Raw genomic sequence first — 25284 nt, 5'->3', positions numbered from 1 at the left:
GGGTGCCCGTAGGGTGGGGTGGGTAGTGAGGCCTGGGCCAACCCACCCCTGCCCCTCCTAGGAGGGGAAAAGCTGTAGGGCACCGCCCACCAAGCCAAGACATCAAGCAATAACAGCTTCTTCTAGAATTTTGTCCATCGCTGAGGATGCTGAAGCACCCGATCGCCGCTGTTCGGTTTCGCCGTGCTCCTTCAGTAATTTTGCTAAGCGGTGGCGCATGAGAATGCCGGGGCGATCGCTGGCCATGTGCTGCTCTTCCGCCAAACTCAGGGGCGCGTCGTAGTCGGTGCCTTCTAGAATCACCCGGTCTTCGGCGGTCACCTGGCGATCGAATGCGATGATGTCGGCGGCTTTGGCCTCGGTCTCAGTATCGTTCCGCAGGCAAAACTGCACCACCTGGGAATGCTGGTCGTCGATCGGGGTGTAGGCGGTGAAAATCAGGTGCTCTAGGCCATTGGGATACTGAATTTTGAGCGTGCGGGCAAAGGGCATGTACCAGGTGCGGGTGTTGGTGCGAATGGTCTTTTCGGCGGCGATGCCCAGGTTTTTCTTTTGCAGGTCGGGGTTGAGCACCTCCAGCCAGTGCTTCATCACAAAGCCAAAGTCGGTCTCGGTCACATCATCAATCGGCGGCGGCTGAGGATTTGACATATCGCCCCAGGAGCTAGCGTGGACGAAGTGACCGTGGGCGCTGTCGAAGGAATTTTCAATCGCCCGCAGCCCCCCCACTTTCCAGGGTTCGTAGAATTCGTGGATGAACCGAAAGTTACTGTCGGCAAATTCAGGAATCTCGGGAATCGGCTGGAGGGGGTTGTTGTCGAGACAGACCCACACATAGCCATAGCGCTCAACACAGGGGAAGGCCTCGACCCGGTAGGTTTTAGGGATCGCCGCCCCGGCATCGAGCTGGGGCACGTCGACGCAGGTACCGCTGGAATTGTACTGCCAGCCGTGGTAAGGGCAGCGCACGCAGCCGTCTTTGACCATGCCCTTCGAGAGCTGGGCCGAGCGATGACAGCAGCGATCGCGCAGGGCAGCCGGTTGACCATTCTCGTCAATCCACAGCACCAGCGGTTCTTCCAGCAGGGTGAAGGATTGGGGGCCGCTGAGCAGGTTGTCAAGGGGAATAACCGGGTACCAGAAGCGCCGCAGCACAGGCTGTTGGGTGGTGAGCATGGGGAGTCTCCGAGTGAGGGCTGGGATAAATGGGGTAAAGAATTTAAATATGGTTCCTTGATCTGCTTAGCATTGGAGTGGGACGGTGGTTAAAACAGGTTCTCAGGCATCTAGGGGCCAGACTGTTCAGAGCGATCGAAAAAAGGCGGGCAGTAGTGCCGATCGTATCTACAAACAGCTCAAGCAGATGGCGAGGCAATAGGGATTAATGGACAAGAGGAGTTTAAGCATCGGATTTTTGAGATCCATCATTTGATATGTGAAGCAGAAAATACTATTCGAGAATTGCGAAAGTATTGAAGAAGACCCATGGATTACGTGGATTTGAGATTGCAGCCTCTTTATAGTCTTAAGGCCTTTCTCCTCGAAGTCAATATAAATAATTCATCTTCTGAATTCAAGAAATTTATCAATTCCAGCAGCATTATATCTGCCTTAGCTGGCTTTAGTGAAGATCTTCTAGCAGAAGGAAATGAAATTAGGATGTCTAGCGATTTAATTAGCAATCTTATTGGAGAATTTGAGTCGCTAGAAAAAGAGGTCTTGAATTCAGATATTGAATTTGAAATAAAGAAGCTAATCTCAGATCAGATTATTGAGATCACTAGTGCGTTAAAAAACTACAAATTTTATGGTACAAAATATCTCAGGATAGTTGTGGACTCAAATATTGGATCATTAGCTACAAACAAAAGAAAAATTGTTCAAAAGGTTGGGAATCATCCTGTATTTAATAAATATTTCCTGCGACTTCTTGGGCTGGCGAATGTTATTGCTAAACCAGTTGTCTTTGCAATGGCAGGACTTGGCTTTGCTAATGATATGGAAAACTATATCCTCCCAAAGTATGAGCAATATCAAACTAATATCGAGATTCTAGAGAATCTTGATTTTGAAGAGTCAGGGATTGAGGGTGCAATTTCTCTGTTCCAAGAAAAAATAGAAGAAAGTGAGATCAAGCTTTTGCCTGAGAGCTCCATTGAAACATTGCCAGAAAACAAGATCGAAGCTTCAGATATAGAAAACTGATTGTGCTTTAGAGCTATTAATGGCTAGGCTTTAAGGCAAATAAGAATAGAATCCTAAACTTTTAGCGAAATCAGTAAGCAATGTCGCTTGCTGATTTTAGGATAGTCTTTGGTTAGTCATATGGCCGCTATTAGTCGCTGCCGCCCGCTGAACGCCGCAGGTTTGTGGTTGATCAACAGCAGCGTATTAAGTAATCCGAATTGGGCTTGGAACGGCAACCCAATTTGGCCCTCAACCCAGTCAGCTCCACCGTTGAGACCAGTGTTGCAGACTGGGTTGGGGCTGCGATCGCACTGCTTCTTTAACCGCAGTCACTCTTTGCGGTACTCCCGCATCGCCTTATGGATGGTTTTCCAGCGACGTTTGCTGTTGAGGTTGGCGCGGGCATCCTGGCGCTGACCAAGCCGCTGCTGCTCGCGCTGGAGCTTGTGGTAGCTGTGCAGGCGATCGCTACTCAGATCGCCCGCTGCGATCGCGCCCTCCACCGCGCAGCCCGGCTCGCCCTCATGCCGACAGTCGCGAAACCGGCAGTCTTCCGCCAGTTCCTCAATATCGGCAAAGGTGGCCCCCAACCCGTCGCTGGTCGTCCAGAGCTGTAGCTCGCGCATTCCCGGCGTGTCGATCAGCAGCGCGCCCGAGGGCAGGGGCAGCAGGTGCCGCCCGGTGGTGGTGTGCCGTCCGCGACTGTCGTCCACGCGCACCGATTGAATGGCCTGCTGCTGGACGCCAAGAAAGTGATTTGTCAGCGTTGACTTGCCCACCCCCGAAGAACCCAGCAGCGCCACGGTTTGCCCTGGCCCCAGGTAGGGGTCGAGCTGCTCTAGCCCTGCTCCGGTAGTGGCGCTGACGGCGTGAATGGGGACGGCGATGGCAACCGATTCCACCGCCTCAACGCGACTGGCCAAATCCGCACAGGTATCGGCCTTATTCAGCACGATGACCGGGTTGGCCCCACTTTCCCACGCCGCCACCAGGTAGCGCTCGATGCGGCGCAGGTTAAAGTCGCCGTCGAGGCCTGTCACCAAAAACACGGTATCGACATTGGCCGCTACCACCTGGCCCTCGGTTTTGCCGCCCGCTGCTTTGCGCACAAATGCGCTCTGGCGGGGCAGCACCGCCTGGATGATGGCGGGGTCATCGCCCTGCCGCTGGATCACAACCCAGTCGCCGACGGCTGGGAGGGCCTGCTCGGTCTCTGTCTGGTGGCGAAACTGCCCAGTTACGATCGCTGAGATTTCTCCCACCGGGGTCAAGAGTTGGTATGCACCACGCTGTTCCAGAGCCACTCGGCCCGCCTCAAAATCGGCCTCTGCCCAAGGGGCAAACGCGCGAACGCAGGTGGCATTCCACCCGCCTAATTCAGTTAAGTTCAAGAGTCTTTCCTCAAATGAAGCCTACGTGGGGCAAAGCTTCAAACGGGCTGTCAAATCGGGTGACGCCTAGCCTTGCCGGAGAATATTTGAGTTGCCTTTTACCACCGACTCAGCCATAGGTCACCTCCCTGGCACTTATTTGCAGAGCTTTTGGCCCAATCTTGGTTAGCTCACATTTCAGCATAGACTCCCACCCTGGGTGTTGCCCACAGCCTTGCAGCAAATTTACAAATACGGCTTGTCTGACTGCAACAGTCTGCCTAAAGGGAACCCTAACCCCGAGCACATCTTCTGAGATTAATCAGTGCACTGGTAAGGGATGACCATGGTTAACGTCACTGCGGCTGCGTTGTTAGCGATTGGCCTATCACTCAGCTCTCTAGGGGAAAACCATACGCTTTTGGCGGCAATTGGCATTTTGTGCGCCATGGCGTTCTTTCTATTGATATATCTTCAGTACCCGATTTCGTTTATTGGGTCGGCGCGCTATCCCCGAGCTAGAAAATGCTTTCCGCTTGTGCGCTGGGCCATCTTTGGCATTTACTGCGTCGATTTATCAACCACGCTGATGGGATATTTCGGCGGCCCCGAGCTAGGGATCTCGGCTCACGCCTACAGCATTTGGGCTGGGGTTTACCTGGTGGTCTACAGCCTGGCGATTTTGACGGGGCCGCCTAATCGGCGACGCAGGAAAGTTATCCTGCGCGATCGCTGGCGGCAGTGGGAGGGGCAGTTGGTGCCCATCCCGATCACATCGCGACGGTAGCTAAAATCTTGGGAATGTGTAGCCCTTGTTGACTGACACTTTGGTTGTCTTCAGGCATCATTTTTGCTGGATAAGCTTGCTCAAAAAGTTAGCCAAAATAATCGCCTGAGCGCAACCGCGATGTCAGCACCTGGAGTTTGCCCTCAACCCCAGATGCTGACATTTCATTGAGTGTTAGTGGTAGATTGCCAACACCTACAGCCTTTGGGCCGCGACTTCGACAGGGGGACGTACTACGCGCCGGGCCAGGCCAAGCTTCTCTAGCGCCCAAATGGCGTACCAGGTGACATCCACTTCCCACCAGCGCCAGCCGGCGGGGGCCACATTGGGGTAGGCGTGGTGGTTATTGTGCCAGCCTTCGCCATAGGTCAGCAGCGCTGTCCACCACAGGTTGCGGGAGCCGTCTTCGATATGAAAGCGTCGCTTGCCCCACATGTGGGTAGCGGAGTTGATCAGCCAGGTAGAGTGCCACAGTACCGCAATTCTCAGAAAGCCGCCATAGATGACGAAGGGCCAACCACCGAGGGCAAAGAGGGCGATCGCAACCGGCACTTGCAAAAACAGAAAGTAGCGATCGAGCCAGCGATAGTAGGGGTCGCGGGCGATATCTGGGGCGTAGCGGCGGTAGATTTGGCCATTAAAGATTTTGGGGTTGCGGTAGATCATCCACAGCATGTGGCTCCACCAAAACCCGCGACTGGCGGCGTAGGGGTCTTTTTCAGCATCTTCGGTGTAGAGGTGGTGCTGGCGGTGCCCCGCTACCCAAAAGATGGGGCCACCCTGGAGCGCCATCGCACCGATGGTGGCCAGCACATACTCTAGCCAGCGGGGCACCTGAAAGCTGCGGTGGGTCAGCAACCGGTGATAGCCTAGGCAAATGCCAATGCTGCCAAATAGCCAGTGCAGGGCTACCATGACCCCTAAGGCCGACCACGAAAAGAACCAGGGGGAGAGCAGGGCAACGCCGTGGACAACGCCTAAAAAGCCCACGAGGGTCCAGTCTAGATCGGCAATGCCTGGTTTTTGCAGAGGCGGTTTTTGCAGGGGCGGCTGAATCGATGTTGTCATAGCAAATCCTTTTTCCTTATCAGGTTGAAACGGTGGGCCAAGCTATTTGCCTGGTCGGAGCGTGAGCCCTGGCCTGACTCCTTTTCGCCCTCTAGGGGATTGATCGGAGCCTTATGCAAGTGTCGCTTACAAATCAACTCTAGCAAACTTCTCTGGTAAAATGCAAGTGTCGCTTTCTTTTTGCCATGGCAGCTCAGCGTAAATCGGCCCGGCAGCGGCTTGTAGACGCTGCATTTCAGCTTTTTTCGAGCCAGGGCGTGGGGGCTACGACCACGCGCCAGGTGGCCGATTTGGCTGGGGTCAACGAGGTAACCCTGTTTCGGCAGTTTGGTAGCAAGCATGGCTTGCTTGCAGCGGTAATGACGGAGGCCGAATTGCTAGCTGGCCCAGATCACCGCTTTGAGCTAAATCCCGTCGAGCAAGTCCCCGTCGAGCAGGCACTGCGGGATTTTTTGGCCCAGTGTCTAGAGGCGTTGGACCGGCTATCGGAACTGGTGCGATCGGTGATTGGCGAAGCCGGGCAGTTTTCCGCCGCTAATAGTCAGGTCATGGGGCGCGGGCTGCACGCTATTCGCGATTTTATGGCCGAATATTTGGAGGCGGTTTTGGGCCAGACTGTTGCCCCTGGGCTGCCCCCCGAAGAGGTGGCGGGATTGGTGATGGCGCTGCTGCTCGGCTCGGCTGCGATTGACGCTGCGATCGGGGGCGAGGGGGATGACAGCGTAGAACCCCATGGTCTGTGGTCGAGCCGAACGGACTTGATCGAGAGCTTGGTGAGCTGGCTGCTGAGCCTGCGGCCCCAGGCAGCTGTCGATGACCTGGGTGCGGCCCAACCCAGCCTGGTGACGGATCCACTGAATACTGAAACCTGGATGGATCTCCCCGCGCCCATTGTGCATCAGGTCATGCAGGTGGCTCGCAAGGCTGGCACTCAGACCTACGCTTTGGTGTACGTGCTCTGGGGCGCAGGCGTGGCGGCGGCAGAACTGTCGCTGTTGACCCGAGCCAGCGCGCTCTACGATAGCAACCAGCATATTTTGCTGGTTGGCCCCAACCAGCGCCAGGTGCCCCTCAATCAATGGATTATGGGGCGGCGCTATGGCACCTATACCAAAAATCCGCTGACTCGCTGGCTCAAGAGCCGCAGCGATGATTCCCCGGCTTTGTTTTTGGGGCCAGACGATCAGCCCATTACACCCCTGCGAGTGCGGCAGCTGTGGGCTGACGTGACGGCCAACATGATCTCGCCCACGGGCGCACCCCTGGGCCTGGAGCAGGCCCGGGCCACCTGGTGTGTCGAGATGCTGCTCAAGGGGCTGAGCCGTCAGGAGCTGAGTCTGCTGAGTGGGTTGTCGGTGGAGCAGCTCGAGCCGCTGGTGCAGAAAGCCCAGGCGCGCTCGGCCTTGGCCCAGGCCCTCCGGCTCGATCGCCAGGCTGGCCCGATCTACAGCGGTCTAGATGAGACTCCTAATTCAGCCGACTCAGCTGATGATCGTTAGCCCGCCTATTCTCGTTTGGATGGCTATAGAACGCCCTCGGCCTGTAGGAGAGAAATTGCTCTGGGTATCTGTAGCTGCATGGCGGCGGCGACAGCCTGGAGAAGCTTTAAATTGGGCAGGTCTGGGTCAAGGGCGGCGGCCTGATCGAGGGCCACCTGGGCCTGTCTGGGCTGCCAGGCGTAGAGGTGCACAAAGCCCAGATAGGCCCAGTGGTAGGGGTTGTCGGGGGCAACGGTGGTGATCTGGTTAAGGGTGGCGATCGCATCTTGGGCGTGCTGCTGCAAGATCTGGGCCAGTAGCTTGCCGTAGAGCCAGTCAAGGCGATCGGGCGATCGCTGGAGTCGATCGCCTAGGGTTTGCTCAGTGTGAACGAGATACTGCTGGCGGGGGTCGTACTGGTTAATGCGGCCCACCTCCGCAAAGATCGGGTCGAGCTCACCCACGGCCAACCCTTGGGCGAGCTGGTGCAGGTAGGTGACTAAATCGAGCGGTGGTGCTGAGACTGGCGCTGGCGTGCTGACGCTAGGCTGCACCTGCACGACTGTGATTGGAGCCGTAACGTCGTAGCGATCGCCCGTGGCGGGCTGTAACAACGTTGCGGCTAGGGTGTAACGGCCACTGGGCAAATCGGCAGGCGGTGCTAGGGTCAACCGCTCTTCCACGGTGTAGGGATCGGCTCCGTGTTGGCCATAGAGACGGCCCCAGCCAACGGCATGGTCACTAATCCAAACGGGTGCGTCCCCCGATTCTGGCTGCCAGGTAAGCAGCAGCAGCCCCTCCTTCAACGCATCCCAGGGGCCAGCGAGGCGATAGGTGACGGGATAGATTTGTCCGGGCGATACCTGGGTTGGGGCCTCTACGGTTTGCAGTTCTACCTGGGCGATCGCAGTCTCTGCCGGCATCACCGCGATCGGCGGTCGCCGTCGATGGTAGAGCTGGGCCTCGCTGTCGTCGGGCAGGGGCCAGGTCGCCACCACCTCCAAATCGGGAGAGTTGAGGATTGAGTCTTTGAGCAGCGCCTGACCGGCTTCAATCGTCTCGTAGGCCCCCTGATCACCAGTTTTGGTCAGATACCAGTCGAGGGCCGCCGCATCTTGCTCAGCCGTATCGGGGTTCCAGGCTAGCTGGCGGGCAAACGCCTGAAAATCGGCCGAGCCGCCGTAAAAATCCATATTTTGGGGGTTGAGCTGCTGGGTGTTCACCGCCATGCCCAAATTACTCTCCAGGTGCGGGGTGGTTTGGGTCATCGTGGCAACGATGTCCTCATTGGGCCACCTTGCCCCGGTGTAAGGGAAAAAACTAGCAGGAAACAATAGCCCCGGCCCCAGGGGTGCCCCCGGCAGCGGAAACACCGTCCACAGCACCAGGCCCACCGCCCCGATCGCGGCCACCCACTGCACCACCCAGGCCCGCCGCCACGCCAATAGGCTGGCCAGGGCCACTAGCAGCAGCGGCAAAACTGGGGCCATGAGCCGGGGCTGTTTGTTTGACCCCAATGCCCCCAGCACCAGAGTGAGAATCACAATGCCCCCGAGCCAGAGCCAGGCGGTTTGTGCGGGCGGCGTTGAGGGGGCTGAGGGCTGCGATCGCTTCCCCAGCCGCTCCGCCACCAGGGCTATTAACCCCGTCGCTAGCGCTAGAAACAGCACAGGCGGCGACACCATCGCTGGCAGCTGCTGCGGGTAATAGAGCCACCCCGCCAGGGTATTGGCCTGGGGGTCGCGGCGATAGATAACGCCGTGGGCAGTCGATTCCACCGTGGTGCTAATGATGGTCAGCCAGCTGGTGCTAAACCAGGGCCAAATCACCAGCAGCCCGATGCCCAGACCTACCGCTAGCTGTATCAACCGACCCCAGCGTCGCCCGTAGAGGCTGAGTAGCGCGGGCCAGCCCAGGGCCGCGATCAGAAATAACAGGCCAGAGGTGCGCGTCAACAACATCAGCCCGACCCCAACCCCCCACAGCAGAGTAAATAACCACTGTTCTATGGACTTTTGGGCCGTCCACCAGTAGGTCAACCCCATCAGGGTAAAGGCGACCATTGCGACCAGGGCGTAGTCGAGCAGGTACTCTAGGCGCAGGGTGGCCAAAATCGGGGCCAGGAGGCTCAGCGCCGCTGCCCACAGCCCTACCCTGGGGGAGAACAAGCGCCTGCCAGTTAAATAGATCGACCTCAGCAGCACGGCGGTAAAGACCAAATTCACGGTCACCCCAATGTCTGGGCTGGCCCCCCAGAGGGCAAAAAACGGTACCGTCGCCAGCGAAACGAGGGGTGCGCGCTGGGTGGGGGCCTGCTGCCAGAGGGTGCGCCACCAGTCGCCCGAAAGCCAATTGGGGTTTTGCAGCACCCACCAGTGGTTGAGGGCGCGGGCCAGGTGATCGCCCTGATCCCAGGCGGGGGGAGCATGGTCGATAAAAATCCATAGGCGATCGATCGCCGCTGCTGCCAGCCACAGCCCTACCAAGATCAGACTGTCGCGTCGCCAGGTAGATAGTTTAGGTGACGACGAATGAGTCATAAAGACCACGCCCCTGGGCGAAATGAATGAGCAGCGTCCCTAGGGATTTTAGGGCATTGTGATTGCTTTCGCTCACCCTGGTCAGATCGCCCGGGTCAAGAGCCCAGGCATGAGTGATCTCTACAGCTTGAAGAAATGGTGAAAGATATTGGCCTTGATCCATGGCTGTGCCAGTCTTGCTAGGCCTTGAGTATAAGGACGCAGCCAGCCATGATCACAACGGCACTGGCGATCGCCGTCATGCCCTGCCTCAGCTGCGGGCTCAAGCTATTCCCAGCCCGATCGCCCAGCAGAGCATAGCCTACCTTCACGCCACCCACGGCAACGACAGTTGTCACCCAAAGTATTGCTGCATCTAGCCAGGAGAGAGCAGCGACATCCAAAAACGTGGGGAAAAAGCCCAGGTAAAACAGCGTAGCTTTTTGGTCGCCCAAGGTAATGGATAGGCCCAGCAAAAAGCTCGACAGCCGGGAGGATGAGACCCTGTGCTGACGGTTGATAGAGCGCGATCGCCAGCGATACAAGCCAATCCCTAAAATAATCAGATAGACCCCAGCCGCAACCTGAAGGAGCACCGTCAGGTTGCCCGGGGCTGTGGCTATGAGTGCTAAGCCGCCTAAGGCGATCGCAATCAATACCCCATCCCCGATCACAATGCCCAGGGTGACAAATAGGCCATAGCTCAACCCATAGGTCGCCGACTGGGTCGCCACCGCCAGGGAGCTTACCCCCGGCACCGCTGCCAATACCACCAAAGCGGTGAACAGGGCCAACAGGGTACTGAGTGAAAGACTGGTTGGCATAGAGGGGTCACCACAGCGGCATGATATGGCCATCAAATTTGGGCGGGCTCTAAACCATTCACCCTGCAAACGGCCAGCAATTTAGAAACCCGGTGATCGCGCGGGTAGGTCTTGCACGGTGACCTGGGTGTCGTACAAAACAAAGCCGCGCGCGGCATAGTTCTTGTAGGCATGGGGGCCATCGAGACTACAGGTGTGTACCCAGACACGGCTGGTTGCCATGGCCCAGGCCCGTTGGACACCGACCGTCAGCAGGTGACCGCCCAAGCCCTGACCGATAAACTGAGGCAGCAGACCAAAGTAAATGATTTCAACCTCCCCAGCCGCATGTTTCCCCAGCTCAACGTAGCCAGCGGGGGTGCCCGCGATGTAGGCGACCCAGGTTTCGATATCGGCTTGGCTGAGGTAGGCCAGCCAGCGCTCGCGGGACCAATCGAGCCTGGAGTACCAATGCCATTGCCCCCCCACACTGGTGTACAAAAATCGGCTGAATTCGGGACAGGGCACCTGGGCCTGGCGAATGTCTAGATCAGCGCGATCGCTGAGTTTGGGCCGCAGCTGGGCGGCATCGCGCATTTCTAGGTACCAGGTGGTGACTTCGATCGCCATGGGTGGGGCTGAGGCCCAATCACTAACCTTTTGAAAACGACTGCCTAATTTGGTCAGCGGTCATAAAGCACTGGTTGAGGGGAAAATCAGCCGCAACCTGTTGGCTAACCTGGGTTAGCTGGCTAGGTGGTTGTGGTTTGAAACGACCCAGAAGAGCATAGCTGGCTAGCCCAAAATATTCGCGAATGGCCAAAAACGATCGCTCGTGGTGGGCCACCGAGGGTCTAATCGGCTCGATGTGGGGAATCACCTCAAAACCAATACTTTTGAAGGTCAACCACGCCCTCAGCATGTGGGGCGTATCGGTAATGAGAACGATCTTTTTAACTCCCTGGGGGCCTAAAATCGCCCAGGCTGAGTCGGCTTCTTCTTGGGTGGTGGTGATGCAAGTGGCGCTCTGTAGACCATCGGTGGGCAGATTACGTTTTTCGAGGCCGCGAAACACTTGGCGGCCATTGTAGTCACCCATCACCAAGATTTTTGGGGCTCGGTTGTTGGCGACTAAATCCACGGTCGTGGCGTAGCGATCGCCCTCTGCCGATTGCTCACGACCCAGCACTACAATGGCGTCGGCGGTGCCGCCAGTGTCGGGGGGCACAAACCGGGCCAACAAAGCGGTAGACGGCACCGAAAACAGAGGAGAGACCACAATCAAATAGCTGGCCAGCAGCGTCAACCCGGTGATCACCATGCGCCGTCGATAGCGGCGACCGCTGGCAAAGGCCATCACTGCGGTGAAGCCTAGCAACGTCAGCGTGACTAATCTGGCGCTAGATAGCCAAAGAAAGATCGTCCAGGTGAATCTTGGCCAGTAGGTGTGAAATACACTCTGAATCAGGTCTAGCATCGTAATATCCTGCCCAGTTGTGTGGTTGAAGGCCAAAAGTAGCGCCCCAAAAGTAGCGCCCCAAAAGTAGTACCAGTTAGATTAAGCCTACTAATCGCCATCTTTGCCTAGGGGGTAGCTCAAAATCGTTCAGCAAAGTTTATAGATTTGTGTAGGCATGGCAAACCCTGGGGCTCTCTGCCTGGAGGGTTCCCTGAGCGATCGCATGGGCCAGGCATGAGTCTTGGTTACCTGGCCCGTGGCGGTTGGGCTGTGGCCATTGGGCTACTGGTAGTAGCGGGTGTCTGCCCATATCCGCAGTTCGTTTTCTGAGCTAAAGGTGTGGCGCTGCTGGCTGACCGGGTCGTAGGCGACAAAATAGGGGTTACCCTGGCGATCGCGCTTGACCGTCACGCGGAGATTTTGATCACCACAGAAATAAGCCAGCAACCCGCTGGCGATCGGGCTCAAATGGGCTTTGGCCTGCTGCCAGGCGTGGCTGATAGAGTAGTCTGTCGCCCGGAGCCTGGGCTGTTCGATCAGCTCTAGCTGAGCGTATAAACTGTTCGGTTTCATAGGGCTTTCCTCTGCAACGGTAAGGGCCAACGGAATCACGAGTCGATTCGGCATAGGTAAAGCTTCGGAGATCTATCGCTACCCGAACAGAGGCAGTTGCGCTAAATTGTTTTGGTAACAGTTTGATTTTCAACAACTGTTCCGGTCGCAGCATGGCTCAACTGTTCTAATCGCGGCCAAAATCCCAAATTTTTGTCGCTGCTCGGTCACACCTATGCCGCTTTCTCCCATTACCCTTGCTCCCCACCAGGTGCTCTACGAGCAGGTGGCCGAGCGCTTAATGCAGCTGATCACTGACGGCACGCTACAACCGGGCGATCGCCTACCCTCGGTGCGCAAGCTGCGATCGCAGCTGTCGGTCAGCACCTCTACCGTGATGGAGGCCTACCGCCTGTTAGAAGACCGGGGACTGATTTTGGTTCGCCCCCAGTCGGGCTACTACGTGAAGCAGTCGCCCCTGAATTTGCCCCAAGAACCCTCGACCACCACCCCGCCCCGCCAGGCCACCGACATTGACATCTCCCTGGCCTTTGAAGTGATGGATCTGATGCGCAATCCGGAATTGATTCAGCTGGGGGCGGCGCTACCCGCCCTAGAACAACTGCCCTTAGCGCAGCTCAACCGGCTAATGGGCAAGGTGCTGCGAGAAAATTCGCTACTGGCCCATGCCTACGGCACCCTGCTGGGCGATTTGGGGCTGCGGGTCGAAGTGGCTAAGCGCATGCTCGATGCGGGCTGCTCGGTGCACTCCGACCAGATGGTGATTACCAATGGGGCTAACGAAGCAATTTACTTTTGCTTGCAGGCGCTCACCCAACCCGGCGACACGGTCGCGATTGAGTCACCCACCTACTTTGCCATGCTAGAGGCGATGAAGTGCCTGGGGCTCAAGGCCCTCACGTTATCTACTCACCCCCGCGACGGCATTAGCCTGTCCCATCTCGAAGAGGCGCTGGAATCTGGCGAGGTCAAGGTGGTGATGCTGGTCTCAAACTTTAGCAACCCCCTGGGCAGCTGCATGGACGACACCAGAAAGAAGCAGCTAGTGGAATTGCTCAACCGCTACAACACGCCCTTGATCGAAGACGATGTGTATGGGGATATTTGCTTTGCAGGTGCTCGCCCCAAGGCCATCAAAGCCTTTGATACCGAAGACCGGGTGCTCTACTGCGCTTCGGTCAGCAAAACCCTATCGCCTGGACTACGGGTGGGCTGGTGCGTCGGCGGGCGCTACCACCCCGCCATTGCCCAAATGAAGTCGATTATTAACCAAAACACGGCGATCGCCCCGCAGCTCACGGTAGCCGCCTTTCTAGCCAACGGCGGCTACGATCGCCACCTGCGTCAGCTGCGGCGTGCCTATCGCGATCAAATGATCCGTATGCAGCAGGCCGAGCGTGACTACTTTCCGGCCGAGACCTGTATGACTCGACCGGAGGGCGGTCATGTGCTGTGGTTGGAGATGCCCCAGGGGTTTGACTCAATGCGGCTCTACCGAGAAGCGCTGGATCAGCGGATTGCGATCGCCCCCGGCATTATGTTTTCAGCTTCGGGTCAGTGCTACCGCAACTGCTTTCGCCTGAATACGGCAGTGGTCTGGTCAGAAGCCGTCGAACAGGCGATGCAAACCCTGGGGAAGCTAGCCAAAACACAGCTGGCTGAGAATTTCCTGAGAGCCGATGGGCCATAGCTGGGGGCAGGATGGCCGGGCCAGAGGCTAGCTTCCATTTGAAACCCTAGATTCTCCTCATAATGCCACTTCAGGATAAAGGAGCGTCAATTCATAACTATTGCTCGACAAACTTTTGGATTGCCTTGAAATACGATGCGTCTCCGGGTCGATAAATACTGACGTGATCAGCTGCGGGAATGATGAACAATTGTTTAGGCTCTGGCGCAGCAGCATATAAGCGATCGCTCATAGCGGAGGGTACGACAGAATCAGAACTTCCGTGTAGGAATAGAACAGGCATTTTCAATGAGCTGATTTTTGAGATTGAATCAAATCGCTCAGTCAAAATTAGATTGAGCGGGATAGCTTTTGTAAAGCTCTTTTTTTGAATCGCCTCAAGCATCGAAGTACCTGACGGCAAGCTGAGCTACCAAACCCTACCATTGCGGCACCCCAGGGGTATACCCTATCGTTGCAACACCAAAAGCATGACGTTGATGCCGCCCACCAACAAGCCCCCCGCCACCGAGCTATTGCCGCCCAGCCCCGCACTCAGGCAGGCGGTGGCGGTGGTGTGCGATCGCGACCCCAGTTTCCAAACCATAGCAGCCCAAACCGGCCCGCTCACCGTGCGCACCTGGGCCGTGGGGTTTCCCTCGCTGGTGCGCATTATTGTGGGGCAGCAGCTCTCGGCTAAGGCCGCCCAGGCTATTTTCCAGCGGTTAAGGTTGGCCATGGCACTGACGCCCGATGCGATCGCCACTGCCCCAGAGGTGACCCTCAAGCAGGCCGGGCTGAGCCGGGCCAAAATTGCCACCTGCCAGCTGCTGTCAGCCGCAATTCTGGCCCATGATCTCGACTTAGATACCCTAGCCACGCTGTCAGACAAGGCTGCGATCGCACATCTGACCCAAATCAAAGGCATCGGGGTTTGGACAGCCGAAGTCTACCTGCTGTTCTGCCTCCAGCGGTTGAGCAGTTTCCCGGCCTCAGATTTAGCCATTCAAGTCGGCTACCAACGGCTCAAACATCTAGAGCATCGCCCCACCCGCAGGGAACTGTTGGCCACCACAGAGCCTCTGCATCCATACCGTGGCGCGGTGGCTCACCTACTCTGGCACTACTACCGCCATCTAGCTCGAAAATGACTCAGCCCAACAGTGACTGGCAACTGGGGCAAATGCCGTAGACCGTAAACTGGCAATTGAGCAGCGAGAAGCCCCGCGTAGCGCTTTCGCCATGGCCCACCTGGGTCATTTTAGTATCTTCAAACTCCAGCACTTCGCCACAGTGGACGCACACTAAATGGTGGTGCTGCTCCATAAATGGCGTATTGAGTTCGTAGTATTTGCGACCTTCGGCCAACTCCAGCTCTTGCAATAGCCCCAGTCGCACCATCACATGCAGCGCTCGGTATATAGTGGAAAAGCTAATTTTTTCGCCCTGATCTAGTAACTGCTGGTGAATTTCTTCGGCATTGAGATGGTGCCCCAGAGGGGTTGCCTGAAATAGATCCAGTATTTTTTGTCGTTGACTGGTGAAGCGAAACCCTTCTTTATTGAGAACGGTTTTGAGTAGGTCAGGCTCTTGATTTAAGCTAGCCAGAGCTGGATGATGTTCCATCGTCTTTTTTTCACCATCAAAGAAATTGGTAATGCTGGCCATATAAACTAGAACATGGCTATCTAACCGGGGGCACTGTAGACAGAACTGCCGAGGCGAGCATGCTTAAAAAAGTAATGTTTGCAACCAAATTGGTCTATCGAAAATCATTTTCGATACCGGTATCTAGGGTTATTGAAAATCATTTTCGCTATTCATGTTGACAACTGGATTTTGAATTTATCTATGCTTTTCAGAGGGTCAAAGTTATTAGCTAAATCCAAAAAAATACGATAGGCTCAATGAGTAGCCATGGTTGTGTAAGGCTGCATGTATTGCTGATAAAGGGGGATGCTTATGCCGATTACTGAGACAATGCTGCAAGTCTACGGCGAGGTTGCCGACAACCCGATTTTGCTGGAAAAATCGGTAACCGAGCCGATTGTGGATGGACTGGGGACGGTCTATGCTAACTTTGTGGCCCTCTCTTTGCAGTACCAAAAGCACCACTTTGTGGTGGAGGGGTCGGAGTATCATATGCTCCACGACTATTTTGAGGAAAGCTACGAGGCGGCCCAGGGCCACGCCCACGACGTAGGCGAGCGCCTCCACGGGCTGGGCGGTATTCCACCCCTGAGCTTTGGCAAACTCGCCGAGCTGTGCTGCTTTGAGATGGAAAGCGACGACACCTACCGCTGCCGCATCATGATCGTCCACGACCTGAAGGCCGAGCAGGGGCTGATCGAGTTGATTCGGCGGTTGGCTGCTCAGGCAGAGAGTTTGGGCGATCGCGCCACCCGCTATCTGTACGAGCAGATTTTGCTGAAAACCGAAGAACGGGCCTACCATCTGGAGCACTTCCTCACCCCCGACAGCCTCAAATTGGGCTGGTAGCGATTGATTGCCCCCCGGTTTAAGGGGGGTAGGGGGGTTCTCCCAGGGTTCTGGTTTTCCTCAAGCCAACAATTGCTCACCCTCACCACCTACGAATCGAGATAAACCTTCCAGATAATCCAACCTGACAGCGCTACGAAAGTAATGATGACGAGCCAGTGATCCCATCGCTGGGGATCAAACGCCTGACCGTTCACAGGTTCGACTCTACCTGAGCCAGCGCTTCAGCGGGGGTGACCCGGTGCAGCATACGGCCATTGGGCAACCGCAAATTGGGGCCATGCTTGCAGGCTTTCATGCAGCCGGTGCCTTTAATAGCCACGTGAGCCAGGTTGGGATTGCGCTCTACAGCCGCTTGTAGAGCGCTGTGGATCTGTCGCCCGCCCTGTTTGTAACACTTGCCTTTGGTACAGACCTCAACGCAGAGCCGCTGAGGCTGGGCCGTTCTCGCTGGTGCCGTGGCCCCCCAGGCCTGCGGCAGGGCTGCCGCCTCGCCATCGGGCAGAGACAGAATATTGATTGCCCGCCAGCGGTCGTCGTCTAAATAGGCCCACACCTGAACAAATTCGCCGGGCGTGAGTTCGCGCACCAGCAGGGGCCGCAGGTACTTGGGCAGCTTGATGGTGTACTCCTCGGCCCCCACCTGCAGCAGCAGGCCTTTAATTTTGCCTTTATTAGAACGATAGGCCCCGGTATATCGGCCCTTGAGCACCTGCCCAGGCGGCGTTGGCGTAGGTTTAGGTTTAGCCACAGCGGGTTCGTAAAGAGTCGTCATCGGGGGCTCCTCTGCTGCCAGCAGCGTTCAAGATGGTCGATAAGCAGGTACTTTGGACGGGTAATAGACTGCACTACGCTCCAGACCTGTAGCGCCTCGGCAGGGGTATGAATCGCTGCTTTGAGGGAGCGATCGCACTTGCATTCACACACTACACCGAGATCTGTAAGGCGACGGTACACCGTCCAGCGATCGGCGCGATCGAGCTCAAACACGGTATTGAGTTGGCGATTGACGGTATCGACTGAGGCTGGATTGGCTTCGAGATTGCTTGACTCTGCAATGGGCATATTAACTCAACTGACTCTCCATAGTGGCAGACCCAAAGGGCCAGAACTTATTGAAACTGACTCTGATTTAACAGGCTAAGCTTGTGTTTCAAGCCAGCAGCACCGAGGAAGCCATGCATTGATCCCTATAGATTTCCAGCATGTCACCTCAGCTCACCTGAGTCGTGCTGGGCAACCAGTCGATCCTTATTGCCACTGACTATCACTAAAAACACGATAACTAATCTCCAGCATTAATGCAACAGATTTTCAATAAGGTCTGTTTTATTGCCAATAGGCTCAAGGAAACTGGAGACAGGCGGATACAATTGCATCTACAGCAGTTTTCTGCGATCGCGCGCCATGCCCATGTCTAAAAAAGCTGTCGCTCTGCGCGCCAACCTGATGGCGGCTTACCGCGAGCTATCGTCACCCGAGCGGGAACTCATCCAGCTGTATGCGATCGCCTACAGCCCCATTGCCAAGGTCAAGCTGCTCGACTGTTTTAACCGCTACGTAGAACGCACGTCAGATCCTGCCAATCTTGCTAGCAGTCTCGATCTCCAACAACTCACCCCATTAGTTACCCGTCTCAGCGAGCAGCGGCTATTGGTCGCCCAGGGCAGCTATGGCCCCCGCTGCCACCCACTGCTGGTGGAACTAGTTACCCGCGATGCCGTTGACCAGGGCACCTTTGAGCCCATGGCAGCGGTAGTGCAGGCCCAGTTCCCCATTCGAGCCCACGGGTGGAACCGCTCCCTGCGGCTTTTTCAGAACGAAGACGAGTTTGTTCGCGAGGTGCGCATTGGTCTGTATCGTCGCGATTGGGACTTTATCGAGCAGCAGTTTGAGGCCTACTACAGCCATCCCTACGCCTCCAGTCGGCTGTCGATGGCGCAGGTGTTTGAGCTGATCTGCAACAACCCCTTCGACCCGGACTGGTTACTCACCCTCAAGTCAGATGCCGACCTGTTTGAGGCCGCCCTGGGCAACCTCTGCGTTAACTCGCTGATGGCCATGACCCCGGCAGAGGAGGCATTTAGCCTGCTGCAACAGGAATGCGCTGGCCCAGATGCCACCGCCTCCGACCACCTGCGCGGCATCTGGCTTGAACAGCTCATCGCCCGGGGCCAACTGGATGCGGCGGCTGTTGCCCTAGAGAGTTTTGCCATCGATGACCCCCTCGAACAGTTGCTCTACCAGAGCTGGCTCAGCTGCCTGCGAGGTGACTATGCCACCACCCTGGAGCTGGGCACGGCCGCTCTCAAACGGCTGAAAAAAGCCACCGGCAAGCGCAAAGTTTACTTCGACACGCTGCCCGGTATTTTTTTGGTACTGGCGCTGCTAAAAGACGGCACGCCCGCCCGTCTTAAAGAGGCCGAAGGCTACGCCCACCTCATTGCCGAGCAAACCTACCACCACTGGATGAGCGTAATCTACAGCTGCCTCGAAAAGGTCGCCCAGACTATCCAGGGCGACTCAGCGGCCAAGCGCTACCTGACCAAAACCCCCGTCAGCAGCCTCGACAACGCCCATAGCTTTGAGGCCCTGATCGACATGCTGTGCCTCTCGTGGGTCGATATCGCCGCCGCCCAGGAGCGCCTGCCCGACCTGGCTAAACAGCTCTATAAAGCCGCTAATGCTGCCGGGTACCGCTGGTTTGCCCTCGAAGCCGCCGAACTGCTGAGCCGCGTCAACCCCGACAGCGCCTACGGTCAAAAAGCCCCGGCACTGCGGCAAAGCACAGGAATTGTTCCGCTAGCGGGACTGATTACCCCCAAACAGCCCTGGGAGCTATCGCTCACGGCGCTCATGGGCCTCAACCCCGATCAAGCGCCCCAGACCCCTACCAGCGAGTATCGGCTGGCCTGGTTTTTGACGGTTTACAGCAGCGAAACCTGGCTGCTGCAGCCCAAGGAGCAAAAGCTGAGCGTCAAGGGTGGCTGGAGCAAAGGCCGCGCGATCGCCCTGCGTCGCCTCAAGCACGAGGCCAAATCCTTTAGCTACCTCACCCCCCAAGACCGCGAGATCTGCACCCACCTGGTGGCCGACCCCTACAGCTACGGCTACGACAACTACGCCTTTCTCGACCGGGCGCTGCTGGCTCTGGCGGGCCACCCGCTAGTGTTTTGGGAAGACTCGCCCACCACTCGAGTTGATGTCGTGGTCGGGGAGCCCGCCCTGCTGGTGCGCCAGGCTCGACCCGGCCAGCTCGAAATTTCGCTCACCCCTGAGCCGACGGGCAAAGATGCGATCGCGCTAGTCAAAGAAACCCCCACGCGGCTAAAAGTGGTGGAGTTTACCGCCAGCCACCGCCGCATTGCCGAAGTGCTGGGGCCCAAAAATGCGCTAGCAGTTCCCGACAGCGCTAAGGAGCAGGTGCTGGCTGCTATCAATGCCGTGGCGGGCCTGGTCACGGTACATTCTGATATTGGCGGGGGTGTGGCTAACGCCGAAACTGTCGAGGCCCAACCCCAGCCTCACCTGCACCTGCTACCCGCGGGCGACGGGCTGAAGGTTTCATTACTAACCCGCCCCTTTGGTGACGATGGCCCCTACTACAGCCCCGGTACTGGCGGTGAAATGGTGATCGCCGACATCGGCGGCAAACGCCTACAAACCCATCGCAATCTTCAGCAAGAACAGCAGCTAGCTGACGCCGTCGAAGCGGCCTGCCCCACCCTCCAGCGGTTGGAGGACGAGGGCGGCGAGTGGCACCTGGGCGACCCCGAAGACTGCCTGGAACTGCTGCTGGAAATTCAAGATCTAGGCGACCAGGCGGTGGTGGAATGGCCCGAGGGCGAAACCCTACGCATCGCCAACCGAGTCAGCCTGGGCAATTTCAAGCTCCAGATTCAGCGCCAGCGCGACTGGTTTGCCGCTAGCGGTGAGCTGCACATCAACGACGACGACGTCATGGATATGCAGCGGCTGATGGAGCTAATGGAAGGTTCCTCCGGTCGATTTATCAAGCTGGCCGATGGTCAGTTTCTCGCCCTGACGCAAGAATTTCGCAAGCGGCTCGACGATCTGCGGGCCTATTCTGAAACTAGCGGCAATGGCCGACGCTTCAATCCCCTGGCCGGGGTAGCCATGGAAGACTGGCTGCAGGACGTGGGGCAGCTCACCACCGACCAGCACTGGAAAGACCACCTCCAGCGCCTCAAAGACGCCAAAGACCTCACGCCCGAGCTGCCCTCGACCCTCCAGGCCGAGCTGCGCGACTACCAAATCGAAGGGTTTAACTGGCTGGCGCGGCTGGCCCACTGGGGCGTGGGGGCCTGTCTGGCCGACGACATGGGCCTGGGTAAAACCCTGCAAGCCCTAGCCGTGATTCTCACCCGGGCGCCGGCGGGGCCAACGCTGATTGTAGCCCCGACCTCGGTCGGCATGAACTGGCTGAGCGAAGCCGAGAGGTTTGCCCCCACGCTCAACCCGATGCAATTTGGTAGCGGCAATCGACAAAAGATTTTGACGAGTCTACAACCCTTTGACCTGGTGGTGTGCAGCTACGGTCTGCTGCAACAGGATGAGGTCTCCGAGATGCTGGCCCAGGTGCAGTGGCAAACCATTGTGCTCGACGAGGCCCAGGCGATTAAAAACTCTGCCACCAAGCGATCTAAGGCGGCCATGAAGCTGCAAGGGGGCTTCAAAATTCTCACCACCGGCACCCCGATCGAAAACCATCTGGGCGAGCTGTGGAACCTATTTCGGTTCATTAATCCTGGCCTGCTGGGGTCCCAAGACCAGTTTAGCCAGCGGTTTGCCAACGCCATTGAGCGTAACCAGGACAAACCCACCCGTCAGCGCCTGAAGCAGCTGATTCAGCCGTTTATTCTGCGGCGCACCAAAACTCAGGTACTGGATGAACTGCCCGCCCGCACCGAGATCACGCTTCAGGTAGAGCTCAGCGCCCAGGAAATGGCGTTTTATGAGGCGCTGCGGCGGGATGCGATCGCAAAGTTGGCCGACCCCACCCTGGAGAAGGGCACCAAGCACCTGCAAGTGCTGGCCGAAATCATGCGGCTGCGACGGGCCTGCTGCAACACGCGGCTGGTCAAGGGCACCACCGCCCTGCCCAGCGCCAAGCTCGAAGCCTTTGGCGAAATTCTCGAAGAGCTACTGGAAAATCATCACAAAGCCCTGGTCTTTAGCCAGTTTGTCGATCACCTGAGCATTTTGCGCGAGTTTCTCGACGGCCAAAACGTAACTTACCAATACCTCGACGGCAGCACCCCCACCAAGGAGCGTAAAAAGCGGGTCGATGCCTTTCAGGCGGGCGAAGGGGATGTATTTTTGATCAGCCTGAAGGCGGGGGGCACCGGGCTGAATCTCACCGCTGCCGACTACGTAATTCATATGGACCCCTGGTGGAACCCGGCGGTGGAAGATCAGGCCAGCGATCGCGCCCACCGCATCGGCCAGCAGCGCCCAGTCACCATCTATCGGCTGGTGGCCAAAAACACCATCGAAGAAAAAATCGTCGATCTGCACAAGCAGAAGCGCGACCTGGCCGACAGTCTGCTCGAAGGGGCCGACATGAGCGGCAAAGTCTCCACCGAGCAGTTGCTCCAGCTAATCAGCGAAGGATAGGGCATGGATTGCTATGATCAACCCAAAGGCTATTCAACTAACTCAAATCACTAGGCTCCCCATAACATTGCCGCCCTAAGCTATGCCAGCTTTTGACCTCTACCATGATGCCGTCAAGCAGGCGCTGATCAAAGACGGATGGATCATTACTCACGACCCCCTTCATCTACGGTGGGGGCGAAAAGACATGTACGTCGATTTGGGTGCAAAGCGGTTGATTGTGGCAACTCGGGCCGAGGAAAATATTGCCGTTGAGGTCAAAAGCTTTGTCAGTGCCTCAGAAATGGAGGCTTTTCGCGATGCAATTGGGCAGTACGCTATCTATCGAGCTGTGATGCGTCGTACTTACCCAGAGTACACGCTATACCTAGCCGTTAACGATTTTGTATTTAAATCCCTGTTTGAAGAGCCAATCGGTCAACTCATGATTCAAGACGAAGAATTGAAACTGATCGTATTTGATGCTGACAAGGAGATTATTGTCCAATGGAAGAACTAATTAAGTATCGTCAAATTATCAAAGATACTCTCATCCCTTACACTCAGATTCCCTACTCTCACGGAGACATAGTTTGCAACCCCGTATTTGATGAGATGCACGATAGCTATCTGCTCATGACTCTGGGGTGGGATGACAAAACCCGTGTCCATGGCTGTCTAATCCACCTCGACATCATCGACGGCAAAGTCTGGGTGCAACGCGATGAGACCGAAGATGGCGTCACCTACGAACTCGTTGACGCTGGAATTCCCAAAGATCGCATTGTGCTGGGGTTTCATCCAGCTAGCGTTCGACCTCATACGGGCTATGCCGTAGCCTGAGCACGCCCACCGCATCGGCCAGCAGCGCCCCGTCACCATCTATCGCCTGGTAGCCAAAAACACCATCGAAGAAAAGATTGTGGATTTGCACAAGCAAAAACGCGATCTAGCCGACGGTCTGCTCGAAGGGGCCGACATGAGCGGCAAGGTTTCTACCGAGCAGTTGCTGCGGCTGATTAGTGAAGGGTAGAAGCCTAACTTCGAGAAACCGGGTCTCGGCATGGAAGGCCAAAGGGAGAAAGTTTTCCAGAAATCACCCAGAAACCCAATTTCTGGCTTAGGCCTAGATTGGGTTGCTGTGATCGCTGCTATAGAGACTAAATAATTATGCCCACCTCACTCACATCCTCTCAAGAGGCTCTACTGCAACGCCTAGTGGATACTGGCCGATTTCAAAACGCCAGTGAGGCCTTAGAAACGGCCCTGCGTCTTCTTGAGGAAGCAGATCAGCATTACCAGCAGTGGTTAGCTGAAACGAAACGAAAGCTTGCTATTGGCATGGATGAGCTAGATCGAGGCGAAGGTCTTAACGGAGAAGCTGTCATCAAAAGGCTACAGGCTAAAATTCGCCAGGCTCGTAGCCAAGGTTCATGAGTCAGTTCATCATTTCCCCAACAGCCAGCCAAGATCTGGAGGAAATTGTTGATCGCTTATCTAATCAAAGCCTTGATGCAGGTGAGCAGTTTTTAGCTGAATTCAACCAAAAATGTCGAAATCTGTCGCGTTTCCCAAATATGGGGCGTAGCTATGCAAACCTTGCTCCACAACTGCAAGGAGCCTTGACGAAAAACTTTATATATAGTGTGTTTGCGCTAAACACCTCATAATGGATTGAGTTGTAAAAATATTATCTCTTGAAAATCACTAGTTTGAGTCTCAGAGCCAAGATAAGAGAAAGAATCTGCTATATTGCTACCATCGCGTGTATTCCAATATAAGGCTGGAATATAAGCATCTATATTCTTAAACGTATTATGAACAAAACGATAAGGTTCACCAACTTCGCTTTTAGTTAATGCCCTTGAAGAGGAGTAAATAACGCAATTGTACTCGTATGGAAGATTGCCACCATAATCTTCTATTACATCGTCGTGTATGATCAATAGCTTACTCATAAGTGAATATTGGTTAAAGCTATTAATTAGCTCTAAGTCGTCTTCACTAGGGATCCCTTCTGCAGAAAGATTAAAGCTTTCTTCAAGAAAGCTATTCTCCCAAATGAAATATCTTGAAAACCCGGAAGAATCACTTTGCTCAAAAGTAATCGCTAGAGAATGGAGCTTGTCAGAGAGCTGTCTCGCTAAATTCTTGTCGCTAATATCACTATAACCTCCAAATCTTTCAAGTAACGTCCAGTCATGGCCCTTAAATTTATATACAGCTAAATAACTGGCTCTGTCTGACACCACGGAATCGTCAGAAAGAATATCTACTGAGTAGCTGTCAGATAAAACTTCTAAAAGGATAGGAAGTAATTCCGAGACCTCTACTTGAATTAAGTTAAGAGTTTGACTGATGTCTGTCGTTTCGATTCCAAGCCTATTTTCGATAGGTGTCATAGCTTTAGTTTGAACCAGTATCTATATAGATCTCGGCCAGTGAAATACTACATTCACTGTCTGACGTTTGAGAACAAAGTATACTTCTAAGTCTTTCTGTCGCCGCGCTAGGGTTTTGATTGGCTATGCTTACTAGCTCTTGAAGATCTTCTGTACTAATGTTCATAGCAGCCATATCAGCGAGTGAGCGTTCATCTAAGTCGTTTGCTTGAGTATTGGATTGCTCTTCTCCACATATATGTTCAACAGTCCGGACAGTTTTAGCAACGACGCTATAAGGCTTACAGGGCAATCACTCTAGCAATTTCCTATTTAAATCAAGGTTAGTTTTCAGGCTGACATTGATTTAAATACTTTGAGCAACGTAGGCTCTGGCTTACAGGTAATATGGAGGGCAATTTTTTGTCCGGGGTATTGTCAAAGGAAAGGGTTAATTACTCAACCAATTTGACGTAAGATCGTATTGTGCTAGGGTTTCATCCAGTCGGCATTCGGCCTCACACAGGTTACGCTGTAGCGTGATCGCGTCCACCGTATCGGGCACAGCAGCCTATGACGATCCACCGGCTCTTCAAGCCTTAATGGACCGCAATCGCTTCATTAGCGCCGGTCGATTGCTATAGTCTGCTTTGAGCCGCTCAAAGCGCTGGCTAAAGACAGGCAGTTGCCCCTGATGCTCAGCCAAATCTCGCAGGTCGCTGAGCAACTTTGTGGCTTCGTCATAGGCCTTAACGGGTGACAAGGGTACTCAACGTCATGCGGTACAGGGCTTTGAGACAATAAAGGGGACAAAAAATAGGGAGCCTCAGTGCAGCTCCCCTAAACCAATATGTTTCCTGCATCCTACCAAACCA

At 55.6% G+C, this 25284-nt stretch carries 26 protein-coding genes; 11 read left to right on the top strand and 15 right to left on the bottom strand.

The annotated features are described in order from the left end of the window. Nucleotides 1-102: 102 nt before the first annotated feature. Nucleotides 103-1176, bottom strand: coding sequence for an aromatic ring-hydroxylating dioxygenase subunit alpha (locus IQ254_RS17310; RefSeq protein WP_193967413.1), 1074 nt, complete (start codon nt 1174-1176; stop codon nt 103-105). A 309-nt stretch (nt 1177-1485) separates the two neighbouring features. On the opposite strand from IQ254_RS17310, the gene IQ254_RS17305 reads away from it, so the two are divergent. Then, nucleotides 1486-2205, top strand: a complete 720-nt coding sequence (locus IQ254_RS17305; RefSeq protein ID WP_193967412.1) for a hypothetical protein — start codon at nt 1486-1488, stop codon at nt 2203-2205. Nucleotides 2206-2516: 311 nt separating this feature from the next. Here the strand turns inward: IQ254_RS17305 and rsgA are convergent, their stop codons facing one another. After that, nucleotides 2517-3578 carry a ribosome small subunit-dependent GTPase A gene (rsgA, locus tag IQ254_RS17300; RefSeq protein WP_193967411.1) on the bottom strand — a complete coding sequence of 354 codons (1062 nt, stop codon included), beginning with the start codon at nt 3576-3578 and terminating at the stop codon, nt 2517-2519. 325 nt (nt 3579-3903) lie between these two features. Between rsgA and IQ254_RS17295 the strand changes: the two genes are divergently transcribed. Continuing rightward, nucleotides 3904-4344: a hypothetical protein gene (locus IQ254_RS17295; RefSeq protein ID WP_193967410.1), complete on the top strand. Its 441-nt coding sequence runs from the start codon at nt 3904-3906 to the stop codon at nt 4342-4344. A 195-nt stretch (nt 4345-4539) separates the two neighbouring features. Here the strand turns inward: IQ254_RS17295 and IQ254_RS17290 are convergent, their stop codons facing one another. Next, nucleotides 4540-5412, bottom strand: a complete 873-nt coding sequence (locus tag IQ254_RS17290; protein ID WP_193967409.1) for a fatty acid desaturase — start codon at nt 5410-5412, stop codon at nt 4540-4542. Between the two features lie 185 nt (nt 5413-5597). Between IQ254_RS17290 and IQ254_RS17285 the strand changes: the two genes are divergently transcribed. After that, nucleotides 5598-6911 carry a TetR/AcrR family transcriptional regulator gene (locus IQ254_RS17285; protein ID WP_193967408.1) on the top strand — a complete coding sequence of 438 codons (1314 nt, stop codon included), beginning with the start codon at nt 5598-5600 and terminating at the stop codon, nt 6909-6911. A gap of 23 nt (nt 6912-6934) precedes the next feature. Here IQ254_RS17285 and IQ254_RS17280 read toward each other — a convergent pair whose 3' ends face one another. From IQ254_RS17280 to IQ254_RS17255, 6 genes are all read right to left on the bottom strand, one after another. Beyond that, nucleotides 6935-9430: a glycosyltransferase family 39 protein gene (locus IQ254_RS17280; protein WP_193967407.1), complete on the bottom strand. Its 2496-nt coding sequence runs from the start codon at nt 9428-9430 to the stop codon at nt 6935-6937. Next, nucleotides 9408-9593, bottom strand: a complete 186-nt coding sequence (locus IQ254_RS17275; protein ID WP_193967406.1) for a hypothetical protein — start codon at nt 9591-9593, stop codon at nt 9408-9410. The genes IQ254_RS17280 and IQ254_RS17275 overlap by 23 nt, the downstream gene beginning before the upstream one ends. A 16-nt stretch (nt 9594-9609) precedes the next feature. Continuing rightward, the gene (locus tag IQ254_RS17270; protein ID WP_193967405.1) at nt 9610-10233 is read right to left on the bottom strand and encodes a LysE family translocator; all 624 of its coding nucleotides are present in this window, start codon (nt 10231-10233) and stop codon (nt 9610-9612) included. Between the two features lie 81 nt (nt 10234-10314). Beyond that, on the bottom strand, nt 10315-10842 hold the full coding sequence (locus IQ254_RS17265) for a GNAT family N-acetyltransferase (RefSeq protein ID WP_193967404.1): 528 nt from the start codon (nt 10840-10842) through the stop codon (nt 10315-10317). 22 nt (nt 10843-10864) lie between these two features. Beyond that, nucleotides 10865-11689 (bottom strand): YdcF family protein, encoded by an 825-nt coding sequence (locus IQ254_RS17260; RefSeq protein ID WP_193967403.1) that lies wholly within the window; start codon nt 11687-11689, stop codon nt 10865-10867. 264 nt (nt 11690-11953) lie between these two features. Continuing rightward, complete coding sequence (locus IQ254_RS17255; protein ID WP_193967402.1) at nt 11954-12244, bottom strand: hypothetical protein; 291 nt, start codon at nt 12242-12244, stop codon at nt 11954-11956. Between the two features lie 214 nt (nt 12245-12458). On the opposite strand from IQ254_RS17255, the gene IQ254_RS17250 reads away from it, so the two are divergent. Further along, a complete protein-coding gene (locus IQ254_RS17250; RefSeq protein ID WP_193967401.1) occupies nt 12459-13934 on the top strand; it encodes a PLP-dependent aminotransferase family protein in 1476 nt (491 codons plus the stop codon). 97 nt (nt 13935-14031) lie between these two features. Here the strand turns inward: IQ254_RS17250 and IQ254_RS17245 are convergent, their stop codons facing one another. Beyond that, nucleotides 14032-14319 (bottom strand): alpha/beta hydrolase, encoded by a 288-nt coding sequence (locus IQ254_RS17245; protein ID WP_193967400.1) that lies wholly within the window; start codon nt 14317-14319, stop codon nt 14032-14034. 85 nt (nt 14320-14404) lie between these two features. Here IQ254_RS17245 and IQ254_RS17240 point away from each other — a divergent pair, with 85 nt between their 5' ends. Further along, entirely contained in the window at nt 14405-15064 is a 660-nt protein-coding gene (locus IQ254_RS17240) for a DNA-3-methyladenine glycosylase (RefSeq protein ID WP_193967399.1), read from the top strand. A 1-nt stretch (nt 15065) separates the two neighbouring features. On the opposite strand, the gene IQ254_RS17235 is transcribed toward IQ254_RS17240, so the two are convergent. After that, the gene (locus tag IQ254_RS17235) at nt 15066-15581 is read right to left on the bottom strand and encodes a Fur family transcriptional regulator (protein ID WP_228040820.1); all 516 of its coding nucleotides are present in this window, start codon (nt 15579-15581) and stop codon (nt 15066-15068) included. Nucleotides 15582-15875: 294 nt separating this feature from the next. Between IQ254_RS17235 and IQ254_RS17230 the strand changes: the two genes are divergently transcribed. Next, nucleotides 15876-16412 carry a Dps family protein gene (locus IQ254_RS17230; RefSeq protein ID WP_193967398.1) on the top strand — a complete coding sequence of 179 codons (537 nt, stop codon included), beginning with the start codon at nt 15876-15878 and terminating at the stop codon, nt 16410-16412. Between the two features lie 193 nt (nt 16413-16605). On the opposite strand, the gene IQ254_RS17225 is transcribed toward IQ254_RS17230, so the two are convergent. Together IQ254_RS17225 and IQ254_RS17220 are read right to left on the bottom strand one after the other, a co-directional pair. Further along, nucleotides 16606-17187 carry a (2Fe-2S) ferredoxin domain-containing protein gene (locus IQ254_RS17225; protein ID WP_193967397.1) on the bottom strand — a complete coding sequence of 194 codons (582 nt, stop codon included), beginning with the start codon at nt 17185-17187 and terminating at the stop codon, nt 16606-16608. Continuing rightward, a complete protein-coding gene (locus tag IQ254_RS17220) occupies nt 17184-17477 on the bottom strand; it encodes an Asr1405/Asl0597 family protein (RefSeq protein WP_193967396.1) in 294 nt (97 codons plus the stop codon). Before IQ254_RS17220 ends, IQ254_RS17225 begins: the two co-directional genes overlap by 4 nt. A gap of 342 nt (nt 17478-17819) precedes the next feature. On the opposite strand from IQ254_RS17220, the gene IQ254_RS17215 reads away from it, so the two are divergent. From IQ254_RS17215 to IQ254_RS17195, 5 genes are all read left to right on the top strand, one after another. Then, on the top strand, nt 17820-22049 hold the full coding sequence (locus IQ254_RS17215) for a DEAD/DEAH box helicase (RefSeq protein ID WP_193967395.1): 4230 nt from the start codon (nt 17820-17822) through the stop codon (nt 22047-22049). A gap of 82 nt (nt 22050-22131) precedes the next feature. Beyond that, complete coding sequence (locus IQ254_RS17210; RefSeq protein WP_193967394.1) at nt 22132-22548, top strand: XisH family protein; 417 nt, start codon at nt 22132-22134, stop codon at nt 22546-22548. Then, on the top strand, nt 22536-22871 hold the full coding sequence (locus IQ254_RS17205; RefSeq protein WP_193967393.1) for a XisI protein: 336 nt from the start codon (nt 22536-22538) through the stop codon (nt 22869-22871). The genes IQ254_RS17210 and IQ254_RS17205 overlap by 13 nt, the downstream gene beginning before the upstream one ends. Nucleotides 22872-23198: 327 nt before the next feature. Next, a complete protein-coding gene (locus tag IQ254_RS17200; RefSeq protein ID WP_193967392.1) occupies nt 23199-23465 on the top strand; it encodes a type II toxin-antitoxin system ParD family antitoxin in 267 nt (88 codons plus the stop codon). Further along, nucleotides 23462-23698 carry a type II toxin-antitoxin system RelE/ParE family toxin gene (locus IQ254_RS17195; RefSeq protein WP_193967391.1) on the top strand — a complete coding sequence of 79 codons (237 nt, stop codon included), beginning with the start codon at nt 23462-23464 and terminating at the stop codon, nt 23696-23698. Before IQ254_RS17200 ends, IQ254_RS17195 begins: the two co-directional genes overlap by 4 nt. Here IQ254_RS17195 and IQ254_RS17190 read toward each other — a convergent pair. Together IQ254_RS17190 and IQ254_RS17185 are read right to left on the bottom strand one after the other, a co-directional pair. After that, nucleotides 23693-24430: a hypothetical protein gene (locus IQ254_RS17190; protein WP_193967390.1), complete on the bottom strand. Its 738-nt coding sequence runs from the start codon at nt 24428-24430 to the stop codon at nt 23693-23695. The two genes, IQ254_RS17195 and IQ254_RS17190, sit on opposite strands and share 6 nt — an antisense overlap. Before the next feature lie 571 nt (nt 24431-25001). Next, entirely contained in the window at nt 25002-25172 is a 171-nt protein-coding gene (locus IQ254_RS17185) for a hypothetical protein (protein ID WP_193967389.1), read from the bottom strand. Nucleotides 25173-25284: the final 112 nt, after the last annotated feature.

Source organism: Nodosilinea sp. LEGE 07088, assembly GCF_015207395.1.
Classification (GTDB): Bacteria; Cyanobacteriota; Cyanobacteriia; order Phormidesmidales; family Phormidesmidaceae; genus Nodosilinea.
This window is presented reverse-complemented; position numbering and strand designations above follow the sequence as displayed.